This window comes from Pseudarthrobacter sp. LT1 (assembly GCF_035621795.1).
Classification (GTDB): domain Bacteria; phylum Actinomycetota; class Actinomycetes; order Actinomycetales; family Micrococcaceae; genus Arthrobacter.
Genome location: NZ_CP141830.1, coordinates 615515 through 630158, shown reverse-complemented (window position 1 = coordinate 630158; position 14644 = coordinate 615515). Strand labels below are relative to the sequence as shown.

The following is a 14644-nucleotide window of genomic DNA, read 5'->3' as shown; positions in this document are numbered from 1 at the left end:
TTACTGGACGAAGGAGAGGTGGCCTGATGCGGAAATTTCGGATGCTCGCGGCATTCCTGGCGGTCGGCGCTGGGCTGATCTCCGGTTGCAGCGGCACTCCTGACAGCGGCACGTCCACGGCAACAGCGCCTTCCTCCGCTTCAACCTCCACGGCCCCGGGAAGCTCTCCCGCGGGCTCCGCAGCCCCCTCCCCCGACACCGAAACGTCAGTGCCGGCTCCTGCGCCCGCCACGTCACGGCCTGGCAATGGCCCGGGGCAGGGGAACGCTGAACTCGCCATCACCCTGGTGCCGTCCCCGGGCGCGCCCGAAGTCAACTACACCCTGGTCTGCTCCTCAGGCGAGCCGGCCGCGGAAAGCAGCCATCCCAACGCAGCTGCCGCGTGCGCGGCCCTGAAAGCCAATCCGGCCATCGCAGCTCCGGCCGCACCGGGAACCTCGCAGCCCTGCACCCAGCAGTATGGCGGCCCCCAGACGGCCGCCGTCACGGGCATGGTGGACGGCATCGCCGTGGATTCAAAGTTTTCGCGGACCAACGGATGCGAGATCAGCACATGGGACGCTGCCAAGGACGTATTGGGCGCATCCGGTGGAGCCTCTTAAGCTCCTGGCGGCGGACAGTGCGCAGGCAAGGGAAGAGGCCCACCTGCAGCGCGTCAGCCGCTATGCCGATCCATACCTGGCCCGGCGGTCCACGGGACAGAAACACCCGGTGGAGGACTTCCTCTTCACCTACTACACCCGGAAACCCGGCCAGCTGAAGCGCTGGCACCCGGGTGCCGGCGACGTCCTCACCGGCGCCCAGGCAGCCGGGCGGCTCGGCTGGAAGCATTACCGGACGCTCGACGACGGCGAGCTTGCCTCCCTGGGGCTGCCTGCAGGAAGCACCGCGGTCACCTTCGACCGGCACGCCTTTTTGGCCGACCGCAGGGATGCAGTGGCCTTCGCCGGCATCATCCTCCGCGGGACCGCCGCCCGGCCGGCGCAGTTTGGCTGCTTCGGCCTGCACGAGTGGGCCATGGTCTACCGCCAGGACAAGTTCGACCTCCGCCATGAATACCTGCAGCTGCGGCTGGGTGCGGCCGGTACGGACAAGGTGGTGGAGGACAACAGGATCCGCTGCACCCACTTCGACGCTTTCCGGTTCTACACCCCGGACGCCATCCCGCTCAACGAGCATTCACCCAGCCGGGAATCGCAGCGGCACATGGAGCAGCCGGGATGCCTCCATGCCAACATGGACCTCTACAAATGGGCCTACAAACTGCTGCCGGCGTTGCCCAGCGAGCTGGTGATGGACTGCTTCGAACTGTCCTGGCGGATCAGGGCCATGGATATGCAGGCATCGCCGTACGACCTGGCCGACTGGGGGTATCCCGCCATCCCCATTGAGACGCCCCATGGCAAGGCCGCCTATGTTGAGCACCAACGCTCTTTCGCAGCGGAAGCGGGTGCCCTGCGCGAACGGCTGGCAGCGGAGCTCGGGGTCATCGCGGAAGGAGTGCCACGGTGATAGACCTGACCATCAGCATCCGAGACCACCCCGACGCTCCCGAACACGTGTTCCGGCTGGTATCAAAGGACGGGCACCCGGCTGCCGGGACCACCCTGCCCGAGCCCGTGGCGGCCATTGCCGCCGTGGAGCGGTTCGGCGAAGACATTTTTTTCCCCAAGCCGGGGCCGCCCAAATTGTGCACGCAGCAGTACGGGGGCCCGCAGGTTGCCGTGGTCACGGGCACATACCGAGGGCGTGCCGTCCAATCGACCTTCTCCCGTACCGACGGCTGCGAAATCGCACGCTGGAAGGCCATGGGCCCCCTGCTGGGCGGGACGGCCACGTAGCTTCCTGCGGCAGGAACGAAAGCGGCCGGAACGAAAAAGGTCCCGGGTGGCCTGACGACCACCCGGGACCTCCCCCCATGTCTTCCCGGTCAGGCGGCGGGTACCGCCTGCGCCAGGCCAAGCTGGGGAGCGCCGGCCGGGGCGGGCGCGGAGCCCGGTCCCACCTGTACGTTCACCCACGTTTTGATGCCGTTGCTGCCAAGGCTCAGCCGTGAGAGGTAGGAACCCTCAGCAAGGCCGGTCCAGTGCAGCGTCGCCGAGGTGGCGGTTCCGTTCGGCGCCAGGATGGGGTTCGGGTTCACCGTGAGATTGCCCGCGTCCCCCGCAAATGTCACGGCCTGGACGGAGGCAGTGGCGGGGCCGTTGTCAGGTGTGGCGTACAGGTTGGCCACCACGTAGTAGGTTCCGGGACGGGGTGATTCCAAGTCCAGGAACTCACTGGCGGATGCCGTTGCCACCTGGGTGGCCGCGAGGCCACCCGCTCCGTTCGGCGCGTAAACCACCATGTCCCAGTCGACGTCGTTCGACTGCGCCTGGATGCCGAGCCGGGCAAACGACGTGCCGGCGGGCACGTTTACCTGGACCAGGGCGTTGTGCGCATCATTCGTCGGGGCATACGCGCCCGGGGTCTTGGTGATGGCGGTCTGGCCCAGCGGCGCCAGTCCTTCCACGCCTACGGCGATGGGATTGTCCGAGCCGGAGACAAGTTCCATGGTGCCGCTGCCGGTGCCCGTAGCCGAGCTGAAGGAGAAGGACGGGGCGATCTGGGCGTCGACGGGACGGATGGCGATTGGTGACGTCACCGTCCGGGGACCCTTCCAGGTGAGGCTTCCGGTGCTGAATTTGCCCATTGGTGCGCTGACGTTCCGGATGGTCAGGGTTACGTCACGGGTCTGGCCGGGCTTGGCGAAGTTCAGGGCCTTGGGTTCGACGTTGACGCTGAAGCCCGGCATGTTCACCTCGGGACGGTACATGCCCGGCACCAGTGCGGTCACCTTGCGCTTCACCTGGACCTCTCCAACCAGGCTGCCCAGGGCGATCGAGGGCAGGTTGAGGTCGCGGGCAGCAATGGTGCCTGCCTCTGGCGCCCCGGTTTGCACCCCTTGTCCGTTCAGGAAGCCAAGCCAGTCCTGGATGCCGGAGTCGTAGACCAGTCCGGGATCCAGCACCCGGGTGGAATCGATGTGGCCGGCGCCGCCCTGGAAGGGATCCGTGTTGGGGGTGCCATCGGCGTTGACCAGCGGATAGGCGGTGGTCATCATGGCGGACTTCACCCTGGCGGGGGTCCATTTGGGCTGCTTGCCCAGCACCAGGGCGCCGAAACCGGAGATGTGCGGGGCTGCCATGGAAGTACCGGACATGAATCCGAACTGGGCGCCGTGGTTGCCGATGGTGGAGACGCCGGCCAGGACGTTCACGCCGGGGGCAGAGATGTCCGGCTTCAGCAGGTCACCGCCGGATGCCAGGGTGGGTCCGCGGGATGAGAAGCCGGCGATCTGGGGTGCGGCTGCCGGGGGCAGGCCGGTCAGGTCGCCCTTGACCAGGCTGACGGTCAGCGCCGGGTTGGCTTCCAGCTTGGATTTCAGTTCCAGGCTCTTGGGGGCGTTGACGTGGACGGTGGGAATGACGTGGTTGTCCGCGTCCTCGGAGCTGCTGGTGAGGTTGACCAGGATCATGCCCACGCCGCCCTTGGCCAGGACTTCCTGGCTCTTGGCGGTCCGGTCCACCACGCCGCGGTCGCAGACGACTACCTTGCCGGCCACTTTGCCGGCGTCAAGGGTTCCCGGACCGCAGAGGTTGGGGTTGGCCGCGCCCGGGGCGGCCGCAGCAGCAGCTACGACAACGGGCTTGTCCGCCACTTCGGACTTCATGATCGACGCGCCGCGGTACAGCGACCCGTCGGACACCTTGACCGTTCCCAGGAGGTCACTGGGGAAGGTGGACGCAGCAACCGTGGTCAGCCACGGGGACGCGTGGTTCACCGTGGAGGCCGTGGGGCCGGAGTTTCCCGCGGAGGCCGAGACAAAGATCCCGGCGGCCGCAGCGTTCAGGAATGCCAGTGCCACGGGGTCGGTGGTGCTGTTGTTGTTGCCCGAAATGGAATAGTTCAGGACGTCGACGCCGTCCTTGATGGCTGCGTCCACGGCCTCAACCGACGCCGAGGAGTAGCAGCCGCCGGTGTCCGGGTTCGTATCCTCCCAGCAGACCTTGTAGACCGAAACCTTGGCGGCGGGGGCTATGCCGGAGCTCTTTCCGAAGCTGGCTCCGTCGATCACCTGTTCGATGTTGGCGTTGCCGGCGGCCGTGGTGGCGGTGTGCGTGCCGTGGCTGCCCACGTCCACCGGGGAGATCTGCTCTTCCGGGGCACGCTCTGCCGGGGGCACGTACTGAAGGAAGGAATCCGCGAAATAGCGGGCGCCGATGACCTTGGAATTGCAGAGGGATCCGTCAAAGGATGCCCCGGTCCCCTGGCCTTTTTGGCATTCGCCCTCGAAGGTGGTGCCGTCCGCCTTGAGCATGGCAATCCTGCCGTCACCGGTGCGGTAAGGAACGCCGACCTGAGGGTCGCCCTGCAGCGGCTTCAGCGGTTCGCCCTGGAGGAAGGGGTTGTCCGGCGCGTAGCCGGAGTCGATAACGCCCACCACGACGCCTTTGCCGGCTTTGGCTTCGCCGCCGAACTGCTGGGCCCATGCGCCGTCGGGGCCGGTGAGCTTGAGGAAGTCCGTGGTGGTGTAGTCAGGCTTGTTCTCGACGTCCGGTGCCACGGCCAGGACCCTGCTGTCCTTGGACAGTGCGGCGGCCTGCACCGCGGTCAGTTCCGCTGTGAACCCGTTAAGGGCTGCGGTGTACTGCTTGGCGGGGGTGACGCCCTGGGCCGCTGCAACGTCCCGCTGCTGGTTGCGCAGGTGGGCGTCGTACGCCTTGTAGTTGGGACTGCCGGCGTCGAGCTTCCTGCCCAGCTGGGGCTTGGTCGCACCAAGCCCTGCAGCTCCCCCTTCGTATGCCGCGGCGGCCGGGCCGGCGAGTACCACGATGTACCGGCCGTCCTTGAACTGACTGTCCTTTGCGCTGGAGGAAACATTTCCCGGGCCTTGGACGGCAGGCGCCGCCGAAGCGGGAGCCACGGCCAGCGAGCTGAGGATCAGGGGCAGCCCGACGGCCAGCGCGGCCGCCTTCCGGAGTCCCCCAGCCCGCGAAGGGCTCTTTCCAGTTGATTTCACGTGCAACCCTTTCACGATGTGCGGCCCATACTTGGTGGGCGCCCCAATGACTGGCACTGCAGAGGGAATTACAGGTTTTGTAATTTGCCGCGACCAGACTGTTCACAGAGTACAGACTGATAGCGCGATATGACATAGGGCACATTCAGGAAAATTTCGCTTGTCATACGGGGACCCCTGAAGGATTAGGGAACTAAAAAAGGGCGCCCCGAAGGACGCCCTGCAAGGAGCGGAGGAAGCCTGCCCGCGCTACTGCCGGGGAGTGCGCACCACATCACTGATCCATTGCCTGGTCTTTTCATCCACGGGTCCGGCAACCCGGGTCTCGCGGGCCAGCCGGTCCGCTTTCACCTTCTGGAACACCATCCGGCCCAGACCGGCGAACACGGCAGCGGCAACCACCGGCAACAGCACGGACTTCGAATTCTCAGCCATCCAGCAATCCTAGTGAAGGCCTCCCGGCAACTCCAGAACCTGCCAAAGAACGGCCCTGCGGCCCCGGAGTTTTGTGCGGCTCCGCTGCACAGAACCCCGCGATTCAAAGGGATGCGCCCGGGCCGGTAGAATGGTAAAGCAAGCTCGCGGAGCGCCCGACCTCATGGTGAACCAACGCAGGTGACCCTTTGTCCCCGGCACCCCCGGTACGGCGTGAGACGGCACCACTCCGCTGCGCCCTTACCCAAGCTCACGCACAGGAGTTGCCGGATGCCCCGGATCGTTGTTGACGTCATGCCCAAGCCCGAGATTCTGGACCCGCAGGGGAAGGCAATCGTTGGCGCTCTCCCCCGGCTGGGCTTCACCAGCTTCAGCTCTGTCCGCCAGGGCAAGCGTTTCGAACTGACGGTCGACGGCGAGGTGACGGAGGAAATCCTGGCCCAGGCCCGCGACGCCGCCGAAACCCTCCTGTCCAACCCGGTGATCGAGGACGTCGTCAACGTCGAGGTCGTCGAGGCCTGAGATGACTGAACTTCCCCTGATTGGCGAGGCTGTCGCCGTCGCGGCGGAGCCGCGCCTTGCCGGCGCCCGGATCGGCGTCGTTACCTTCCCCGGCACCCTTGACGACCGGGACGCTGCCCGCGCCGTGCGCCTGGCCGGTGCCACCGCCGTCGAACTCTGGCACGGCGACACCGGGCTCGGTGACGTGGACGCTGTGGTCATCCCCGGCGGTTTCTCCTACGGTGACTACCTCCGTGCCGGCGCCATCGCCCGCTTCGCGCCGCTGATGTCCAAAATCATCGACGCCGCGAACTCCGACGCCAAGCTGCCCGTCCTGGGCATCTGCAACGGCTTCCAGATCCTCACCGAGTCGCACCTGCTGCCCGGTTCGATGATCAAGAACGACCACCTGAAATTCCTGTGCCGCGACCAGGTGCTGCGCGTTGAGAACAGCAACACCGCGTGGACCCTGGACTACGAAGCGGGCCAGGAAATCACGATCCCGCTGAAGAACCAGGACGGCCAGTACATCGCCGACGAAAAAACCCTGGACGCCCTTGAGGCCGAGGGCCGCGTCGTCTTCCGATACGTGGGCTTCAACCCGAACGGCTCGCGCCGCGACATCGCCGGTATCTCGAACGCCGCAGGCAACGTGGTGGGCCTCATGCCGCACCCGGAGCACGCCGTGGAACCGGGCTTCGGCCCCGAGTCGCTGGACGGCATCGGCGGGTCCGACACCGACGGACTCGGTTTCTTCACCTCCGTACTGAACAAGATTGTGGGAGGCGACAAGTGACCACCGAAACCACCAAGAAGTTCAACATCGACACCGTCGAGAACGCTGCAAAGACTCCGGACACCGAGCTGCCCTGGGCCGAGCTGGGCCTGAAGCAGAACGAGTTCGATGAGATCGTCAAGGTCCTGGGCCGCCGCCCCACCGGCGCCGAGCTGGCCATGTACTCCGTCATGTGGAGCGAGCACTGCTCCTACAAGTCCTCCAAGAACCACCTGCGCCAGTTCGGCCAGAAGGTCACCGAGGAAATGAAGAAGGACATGCTGGTGGGCATCGGCGAAAACGCCGGTGTGACCAACCTGGGGGACGGCTGGGCCGTGACCTTCAAGATCGAATCGCACAACTCGCCGTCGTTCGTTGAGCCCTACCAGGGTGCCGCGACCGGCATCGGCGGCATTGTCCGCGACATCATCTCCATGGGTGCCCGCCCGGTGGCCGTGATGGATCCGCTGCGCTTCGGCGCCATCGACCACCCGGACACCGCGCGCGTGATGCACGGCGCCGTGGCCGGCATCGGCGGCTACGGCAACTCCCTGGGCCTGCCCAACATCGGCGGCGAGATGGTGTTCGACTCCGTCTACCAGGGCAACCCGCTGGTCAATGCCCTCGCCGTGGGCGTCATGCGCCACGAGGACATCCGCCTGGCCAACGCCTCCGGCAAGGGCAACAAGGTGGTCCTGTTCGGTGCACGCACCGGCGGCGACGGCATCGGCGGCGCGTCCGTGCTCGCCTCCGAGTCGTTTGACGACTCCAAGCCCTCCAAGCGCCCCGCGGTGCAGGTGGGCGACCCCTTCGCCGAGAAGGTCCTCATCGAGTGCTGCCTGGAGCTGTTCAAGGGCTCCCTGGTGGAAGGCATCCAGGACCTTGGCGCGGCGGGCATCTCCTGCGCCACGTCCGAGCTCGCCTCCAATGGCGACGGCGGCATGCAGGTTGAGCTGACCTCCGTCCTGCTGCGCGACCCCACGTTGACCCCGGGCGAAATCCTGATGTCCGAGTCGCAGGAACGCATGATGGCCGTGGTCACCCCGGAGAACGTGGAAGCGTTCGAGGCCGTCATGGACAAGTGGGCCGTGGAGTACTCCTGGCTGGGCGAGGTCACCGACACCGGCCGCCTCATCATCACCTGGGAAGGCGACGTGATTGTCGACGTCGATCCCCGCACCGTGGCGCACGACGGCCCGGTCTACGACCGCCCGTTCGCCCGTCCCGAGTGGCAGGATTCCGTCCAGGCCGACACCTTCACCGGTTCGGTGCAGGATGCCGGCCGCCCGGCCGCTCCGGCTGAGCTGGCTGCGGCCGTGACTGAGCTCGTGGCGTCGCCGAACATGTGCTCCAAGTCCTGGATCACCAACCAGTACGACCGGTACGTGGGCGGCAACACCTCCATGGCGTTCCCCGACGACGCCGGCGTGGTCCGCGTTGACGAGGAATCCGGCCTGGGCGTGGCCCTGGCCACCGACGCCAACGGCCGCTACACCTACCTGGACCCGTACCACGGCGCGCAGCTGGCACTGGCCGAGGCCTACCGCAACGTCGCCACCGCGGGCGCCATTCCCATGGCCGTCAGCGACTGCCTGAACTTCGGTTCCCCGGAGGATCCGGACGTCATGTGGCAGCTGGCAGAGGCCATCCGCGGCCTGTCCGACGCCTGCATGGTGCTGGGCATCCCGGTCACCGGCGGCAATGTCTCGCTGTACAACCAGACGGGTACCACGCCCATCCACCCCTCCCCCGTGGTGGCAGTCCTGGGCAAGCTCGACGACGTCGCGCGCCGCACGCCGTCGGGCTGGCGTGAAGATGGCCAGGCCATCTACATGCTGGGCACCACAGGCGCCGAGCTGGACGGTTCCGAGTGGGCCAACATGCGCGACCACCTGGGCGGGCAGCCGCCCAAGGTTGACCTTGAGGCAGAACGCGCCCTGGGCGAGATCCTGATCAACGCTTCGCGCGACGGCATGATTGACTCCGCGCACGACCTCTCCGAGGGCGGCCTCGCGGCTGCGCTGGTTGAGTCCTCGCTGCGCTACGGCGTGGGCGCCCGGATCGCGTTGCAGGACATCATGGACCGGGACGGCGTGGACCTGTTCACGGCGCTCTTCTCCGAGTCCCAGGGCCGCGCCATTGTGGGTGTCCCGCGGTCCGAGGAAGTCCGCTTCACCGACATGTGCACCGCCCGCGGCTTCGCGCACACGCGCATCGGCGTAGTGGACGCTGCCAGCGGCAAGCTGGAGATCAACGGCGTGGAGAGCCTCTCCCTTGACGCCCTCCGCGAAGCCCACGAGGGAACCCTGCCCAAGTACTTCGGCTAGTCCCCACCGGCACCCACCCATCGACTGCTCCGTAACTGCCCTTTTGAACCCTCAAAACGGCGGTTGCGTGGGCCCCCACCGGCGAGGGACCCGGCCTGAGCTTGCGAAGGCCGGGAGCCGGTGGGGAGCAATCGTTTTTAAGGACCCCTCCGCCAGCCGGCCTGGGCCAAGGCAACAAGGACTTTGGCCGCGGCCGGTTTCGCATCGTTGACCATGTGGCGTTTGGAGATCCTGACCTCAGTCCACCCCAACGCGGCGTACCGTTCGGAGCGTGTGATGTCCCTGGCGATCTGGCTGTCCTCGCCGTGGTGCTCGCCCTCGTACTCGATTCCGATCCTGTATTTGCGGTAGGACAGGTCCGGCTGATGGTGCCTGACGCCGTCCTCAGTGATGATCGGGACGTTCAGCTCAGGTTCGGGCAGGCCCGCGCGGACAATCGCGAGCCGGAGCATGGTTTCCTGGGCAGAATCCGATCCGACGCGGATGAGTTCCAGAGCCTCCTTGGCCTTCCGGAGTCCCCGCTTTCCCCGGTGCCTGTCAATCGTCCGCTGCAGATCCCACAGGCTGCACAGCGGCATGCTTCGCCCCTCGAATTCGAGGCGCGGAACGCGAACGCAGGCATCCCCCATGGCCACGATTTCATCGATGGACAGCAGCTCGGCCATGTCGAGCCAGGTCCGCGCCGGCGTGGTGACCGGAATCCCGTCCATCGTTGCGACTTCGTCCCCGTACAGCTTCATGCGGTGCGCGACGACGTGGGGCCGGTCCAGGTGGGCTGCGCCCTCGGGACGGATGAGGTGGAAAGCGTCGAAGGCCTCGTCCCGGCGCCGCTGCGGCAGCGAATGAAGCTCCGCGGCCGTAACGTGCGAGGCAGCACACAGCTCATTGACTTCGATGAAGGGCCCCACCCGCATGGCCAACGCAAGCTCCGCCGTCGGGCCGTCTGCTCTGATGCCCTTACCAAGCCTTTTGAGGAAACGATGCCTCAAGCGCTTGGCTGAGACCCCCGCCCTTGCCGCCTCAGCCGCAGTGAAGGGCCTGCCCTCAAGTACTTCAGGAAGCGGACGTGCAGTCTTCATTGCTACATCAGAGCAGAAGGAGCCGCATGTCCGCAGAAGTTATCCACACCCTCCATCGACTGCTCCGTAAACGCCCTTTTGAGGCGCCAAAAGGGCGTTTACTCAGCAATCGGCGGGGTCAGTCCTCGCTGTGGAGCTCGCGTTGGCGGGCGCTGAGCAGCTCGATCTCGGGCCGGCCGGCCACAAAGCGTTCGACGGCGGCAAGCACCTCCATGAGGTGTGGCCGGTCCGCTGCCACCAGGCCGACGCCGAGCTGCGTGCGCCGGTACTGGCTGTGATCCCCCACCTCGGCGACCGACACCTCAAAGCGGCGTTTGAGCTCGGCCAGGAGCGGTCTGACGACTGACCGTTTCTCCTTCAGGCTGTGCACGTCGCCAAGGAGGATGTCGAACTCGATCCAGCCAATCCACATGGCTCCGGACCTCCCCTAGTCGATGGTGAGCTCGCCCATCCGGTCCCAGCCATCGCCGTCGAGCTGCCGGCTGACGATCCTTGGCGTTTCGGCGAGGGCCTGCGGCATGTCCGCCATGGCCTTCTTGAAGTGGTCGCTGTTGACGTGGTCGCCGGCGGCGTCGTCCTTGAAGGCTTCCACCAGGACGTATTCGTTGGGGTCGTCCAGGCTGCGGGACCAGTCGAACCAGAGGTTGCCGGATTCCTTCCGGGTGGCTTCGGTGAAGTCCGCCACGAGGGCAGGCCAGCGCTCGGACCACTCGGGCTTGACCTTGAACTTGACGACAATAAAGATCACTGGGATTTTCCTTCCGCGGCGAGACTGCGTGCCCCTTCAATGTACCGGGAAGTAACGTAGCGCTGCGCCGCACGGGTGACCACGCCGCCGGCCGCGTAGAACCAGTTGGCAGGCCTGCTGAACGCCCGGATCCGCAGCCACACCTCCCCCTTGTTGTTAATCTCCACTTCAAAGGATTCTTCCCCGCGGGCAGGGTGTCCGGGCAGCGTCCCGTAGCCAAAACCCGCCGATTGCGGAACACCGTCCGGCGTCGGCTCATGGACCCACACCACCTGGCAGGGGGCCGGCAGGCGGAAGGGCCCGACGCCGAATCCGCTCACCACGCGTGCGCCGGGGACAGCCTTCGGCGAGTCTGCGCGGACGTGCAGCCCCGCCCGCCGCTGCAGCTCCCAGGCGAGGATGCCGTTCGCCACGCGACGGTAAACGTCCAGTCCGGTCCCCAGCCGCGCCTCCTCCAGGACACGGCCGTACCCCTCGGGAGCGGTGCCTTGTTCCGTGCCTCCGACTCCCGGGTAGTCCAGCCTGGCCGCTGCTTTGTCAGTCAATGCTGCCTTCCTTCCCGAGGCGGGCCCACCCCAGTTGTTCCTGCTGCTTCCGACTCAAGCCTGACACCACAAGGTCGTAGGAGTCCTCCACCATGTCCCTGATCATCGTGTCCGGCAGCGAACCGTCAAGGCGGACACCATTCCAGTGGGTCTTGTTCATGTGCCACGCACCGGTAATCGCCGGGTGCACCGCCCGCAGCTGCACCGCGAGCGCCGGTTCGCACTTCAGGTTCACGTAGAAGTCGTCCTCATCCATGGATGACAGGGCAAACAGCTTGGCCTCATGGCGGGTGCCGCCGGCAATGTGGGCCCGGACCTTGAAGACCGATGTTTCCGGTCCGAACGGAAAATCCTCGTAGGCTCCCGGAAACGAAAGGCAGATCGTCCGCAGCGCGTTTGGGTCCATGAAGGAAGCCTATAAAGCAGGCCTGCACGGTGCTAGTCTGCGAGGATGTCACGCGACCAGGGAGCCATACCTGTTCTGGATCTGAGTACCGCACGGCAGCCCTACGGGCCCTTCAGCCCGGAGTTCATCGAGCAGCTGCGGCATGCCACCCACGATGTGGGCTTTTTCCAAATCACCGGCTACGGAGGCCGCCCTGGCCAGGCAGAAGAGCTGCTGGACCTCCTCAGGCGCTTCTTCAGCCTGCCGCTTGAGGAACGGATGAAGCTGGACAACCGGCTGTCCCCGCACTTCCGCGGCTACACCCGGATGGGCACCGAAGTGACCCAGGGCCGGGCGGACGCGAGGGAGCAGATCGACTACTCCCCGGAACGTGAGCCGGTGAAGGACTATCCGGAGGACCAGCCCTTCTGGCTGCTGCAGGGGCCCAACCTCTGGCCGGACGAAGCGTTCCCCGGGCTTAGGCCTGCCGCCATGGAATGGGCCGAACTCATGTCGGAGGTAGGGATGGAGCTGCTGCGGGCCATCGCGGTGTCGCTGCAGCTGCCGGAGGACTACTTCGATGAACCGTTCCAGGACACCCCGGCGTGGATGGGCAAGCTGGTGCACTACGTGGGCGGCGTGGTGGAAGCCGCCGGTGACCAGGGCGTCGGTTCGCACGCCGACTACGGGTTCGTGACCCTCCTGCTCCAGGACGGCGTGGGCGGCCTGGAAGTACTGCCGCCCGGCACCAGCCAGTGGTTGCCCGTGGAGCCCCTTCCCGGAGCCCTGGTGGTGAACCTTGGCGAGATGCTGGAAGTAGCCACGGAGGGATACCTCGCCGCCACCATCCACCGCGTCCAGGCCCCGCCGCCGGGTGTGGACCGCTACTCGGTACCGTTCTTCTGGTCGCCCCGGCTCGATGCAGTCATCGAACCGGTTCCGCTGGCTCCCGGGCTGAAGGCGGCGGCCCGCGGCATCACGGACGATCCCGCCAACCCGCTGCTGGCTTCCTTCGGCCTGAACATGCTCAAAGGCCGTATGCGCGCGCACCCTGACGTTACAGAGCGGCATTATCCCCACTTGATGCAGGGCCGCAGCTGATGAAGTGCCGGGGCCGCTGAAGCGCTACAGCTTGTACTTCCAGGCGAGCTGCGCCGGGCAGGCGTTCATCACCACATCGAGGCCGGCCGCCTCGGCGCGCTCCGCCGCCGCTTCATCGATGACGCCCAGCTGCAGCCACACCGCTTTGGCCCCCACGGCTATGGCCTGGTCAACCACGCTGCCCACCTTCTGCGAATTCACAAAGCAATCCACGACGTCGATGGGCTGCTTTTCCGCCGGGATGTCGGCCAGGGTTGGGTACCCGGTTTCGCCGTGGACAGCATCGCCGGGCAGGTTGACGGGAATGATGTCCATGCCAAGCTTGTCGCGGATAAAGAGCGAAACATCGTAGGCTGCGCGCCACTCATTGGTGGTGAGGCCGACGATGGCCCAGCGGCCCTTGGTTCGCATGAGGCGTTCAATGACTGCAGGATCGTTCGTGTGGCCCATGGGATCAGCCTACGCGCCATGCCCGGACTCGTAGAGCGTCGAATAAAAGAACGATCTGCCCTTGCAGACGGCCGCGTGAACGAATATTACGCGGCGCACGCGAGAGTTTGCTCTCGCCGATTCATTGCTGTGTAGTGGTCTTTGACCATCCCGAGCGGCCGAGAGACCTGGATCGATGACGCCGCAGCAACCCTGGTCGCCGGACGCGCCCCAACGCCCCGGCGATAGCAAGGACCGCAGCCGCGGGTATCCGGAACTGACCACTCCGGACGGCTGGCTCCGTAGGGTGCTACTGCCAGGACCGATGGAGTGATCCTATGACCGCAGTTTTATCGCCCCTGCCTGCCGGGGCGGGCACCGCCCACGCCCCAGCCCTTCCGGTGTCCTTCCGGGGCCTGCGCCGCACATTCGGTACCGGTTCCGCTGCCCACACCGTCCTGCGGGACGTGACCTTCGATGTGGCAGCGGGCGAGGTGCTGGCCATCCTGGGACCCTCCGGTTGCGGAAAGTCCACCCTCCTGCGCGCCACCGCCGGCCTGGATTATCCAAGCGCGGGGTCGGTGGTCATCGAGGACACCCCCGTGCACGGCATCGATCCCCGGTGCGCCTTCGCCTTCCAGGAGCCCCGGCTGCTTCCCTGGCACACCCTGCAGGCCAACGTCGCCATCGGACTGCCTGCCGGAACCAGCGCGAAAGAAGGCAAAGCCAAGGTGGCGCGGCTCCTGGAACTCGTGGGGCTCCAGGACTTCGCCAAACACCGTCCCCGTGAGGTCTCCGGCGGCATGGCGCAGCGCACGTCGCTTGCCCGGGCCCTGGCCCGGAACCCCGGCGTCCTGCTGCTCGACGAACCCTTCGGCGCGCTGGACGCCCTCACCCGCATCAAGATGCAGGACCTGCTCCTGGACATCCACCGGGAAGAGCCCACCACCGTCCTGCTGGTGACCCACGACGTTGACGAAGCCCTTCAGCTCGCCGACCGCATCATCGTCCTTGGCCCTGATGCGGCAGGCCCAGGCGCCACCATCGTCAGGACCATCGAGGTGCCCGGCAGCCGGCCGCGCGAGCGTGCCTCCGCCGAACTCGCGCTCATGCGCAGTTCGCTGCTGGCGACGCTGGGCGTCGACGGGCACTAAGCGCCCCCTGACACCTCCGGGACCGCCACCGGCCCCGGTTGGCGCCTGCCGTCGTCGTACTTCACGCTCCCTTCCCCGGCACCCGGCCGCCCACCCCTTCTCC

Annotated in this window: 16 protein-coding genes; 8 read left to right on the top strand and 8 right to left on the bottom strand. The window is 66.5% G+C overall.

The genetic code is table 11. From position 1 onward, the window contains the following. The first annotated feature begins 26 nt into the window (after window positions 1–26). Genes VIK36_RS03085 through VIK36_RS03075 form a run of 3 tightly spaced genes read left to right on the top strand, consistent with a single transcriptional unit; the run spans window position 27 to window position 1841 of the window. Entirely contained in the window at window positions 27–602 is a 576-nt protein-coding gene (locus VIK36_RS03085) for an SSI family serine proteinase inhibitor (RefSeq protein ID WP_324644021.1), read from the top strand. Beyond that, on the top strand, window positions 589–1512 hold the full coding sequence (locus VIK36_RS03080) for a 3-methyladenine DNA glycosylase (protein ID WP_420716243.1): 924 nt from the start codon (window positions 589–591) through the stop codon (window positions 1510–1512). Before VIK36_RS03085 ends, VIK36_RS03080 begins: the two co-directional genes overlap by 14 nt. Further along, entirely contained in the window at window positions 1509–1841 is a 333-nt protein-coding gene (locus VIK36_RS03075; RefSeq protein WP_324644020.1) for a serine protease inhibitor, read from the top strand. Before VIK36_RS03080 ends, VIK36_RS03075 begins: the two co-directional genes overlap by 4 nt. A gap of 89 nt (window positions 1842–1930) precedes the next feature. Here VIK36_RS03075 and VIK36_RS03070 read toward each other — a convergent pair whose 3' ends face one another. Further along, entirely contained in the window at window positions 1931–5062 is a 3132-nt protein-coding gene (locus VIK36_RS03070) for a S8 family serine peptidase (RefSeq protein ID WP_324644019.1), read from the bottom strand. Window positions 5063–5311: 249 nt separating this feature from the next. Beyond that, window positions 5312–5497, bottom strand: a complete 186-nt coding sequence (locus VIK36_RS03065) for a hypothetical protein (RefSeq protein WP_159633506.1) — start codon at window positions 5495–5497, stop codon at window positions 5312–5314. Between the two features lie 270 nt (window positions 5498–5767). Here VIK36_RS03065 and purS point away from each other — a divergent pair, with 270 nt between their 5' ends. From purS to purL, 3 genes are read left to right on the top strand one after another with little or no spacing between them, the layout of a single operon-like run. Then, the gene (purS, locus tag VIK36_RS03060) at window positions 5768–6019 is read left to right on the top strand and encodes a phosphoribosylformylglycinamidine synthase subunit PurS (protein ID WP_015935902.1); all 252 of its coding nucleotides are present in this window, start codon (window positions 5768–5770) and stop codon (window positions 6017–6019) included. A 1-nt stretch (window position 6020) separates the two neighbouring features. Continuing rightward, entirely contained in the window at window positions 6021–6794 is a 774-nt protein-coding gene (gene purQ, locus VIK36_RS03055; protein WP_159633509.1) for a phosphoribosylformylglycinamidine synthase subunit PurQ, read from the top strand. Continuing rightward, entirely contained in the window at window positions 6791–9100 is a 2310-nt protein-coding gene (purL, locus tag VIK36_RS03050) for a phosphoribosylformylglycinamidine synthase subunit PurL (RefSeq protein ID WP_324644018.1), read from the top strand. The genes purQ and purL overlap by 4 nt, the downstream gene beginning before the upstream one ends. A 137-nt stretch (window positions 9101–9237) precedes the next feature. On the opposite strand, the gene VIK36_RS03045 is transcribed toward purL, so the two are convergent. The 5 genes from VIK36_RS03045 to VIK36_RS03025 form a co-directional block, all read right to left on the bottom strand. Further along, entirely contained in the window at window positions 9238–10179 is a 942-nt protein-coding gene (locus VIK36_RS03045) for a hypothetical protein (RefSeq protein WP_324644017.1), read from the bottom strand. A 118-nt stretch (window positions 10180–10297) separates the two neighbouring features. Next, window positions 10298–10591: a DUF503 domain-containing protein gene (locus tag VIK36_RS03040; RefSeq protein ID WP_159633515.1), complete on the bottom strand. Its 294-nt coding sequence runs from the start codon at window positions 10589–10591 to the stop codon at window positions 10298–10300. A 15-nt stretch (window positions 10592–10606) separates the two neighbouring features. After that, window positions 10607–10927, bottom strand: a complete 321-nt coding sequence (locus tag VIK36_RS03035) for a putative quinol monooxygenase (protein ID WP_255174324.1) — start codon at window positions 10925–10927, stop codon at window positions 10607–10609. After that, window positions 10924–11472: a DUF1990 domain-containing protein gene (locus tag VIK36_RS03030; protein WP_324644016.1), complete on the bottom strand. Its 549-nt coding sequence runs from the start codon at window positions 11470–11472 to the stop codon at window positions 10924–10926. Before VIK36_RS03030 ends, VIK36_RS03035 begins: the two co-directional genes overlap by 4 nt. Then, the gene (locus VIK36_RS03025; RefSeq protein WP_255174322.1) at window positions 11465–11878 is read right to left on the bottom strand and encodes an MmcQ/YjbR family DNA-binding protein; all 414 of its coding nucleotides are present in this window, start codon (window positions 11876–11878) and stop codon (window positions 11465–11467) included. The genes VIK36_RS03030 and VIK36_RS03025 overlap by 8 nt, the downstream gene beginning before the upstream one ends. A 45-nt stretch (window positions 11879–11923) precedes the next feature. Between VIK36_RS03025 and VIK36_RS03020 the strand changes: the two genes are divergently transcribed. Further along, entirely contained in the window at window positions 11924–12958 is a 1035-nt protein-coding gene (locus VIK36_RS03020) for an isopenicillin N synthase family dioxygenase (RefSeq protein WP_255174321.1), read from the top strand. A gap of 24 nt (window positions 12959–12982) precedes the next feature. Here VIK36_RS03020 and VIK36_RS03015 read toward each other — a convergent pair whose 3' ends face one another. Then, a complete protein-coding gene (locus tag VIK36_RS03015) occupies window positions 12983–13408 on the bottom strand; it encodes a CoA-binding protein (protein ID WP_255174320.1) in 426 nt (141 codons plus the stop codon). A gap of 317 nt (window positions 13409–13725) precedes the next feature. Between VIK36_RS03015 and VIK36_RS03010 the strand changes: the two genes are divergently transcribed. Further along, window positions 13726–14541 carry an ABC transporter ATP-binding protein gene (locus VIK36_RS03010; RefSeq protein ID WP_324644015.1) on the top strand — a complete coding sequence of 272 codons (816 nt, stop codon included), beginning with the start codon at window positions 13726–13728 and terminating at the stop codon, window positions 14539–14541. The last annotated feature ends 103 nt before the right edge of the window (window positions 14542–14644 follow it).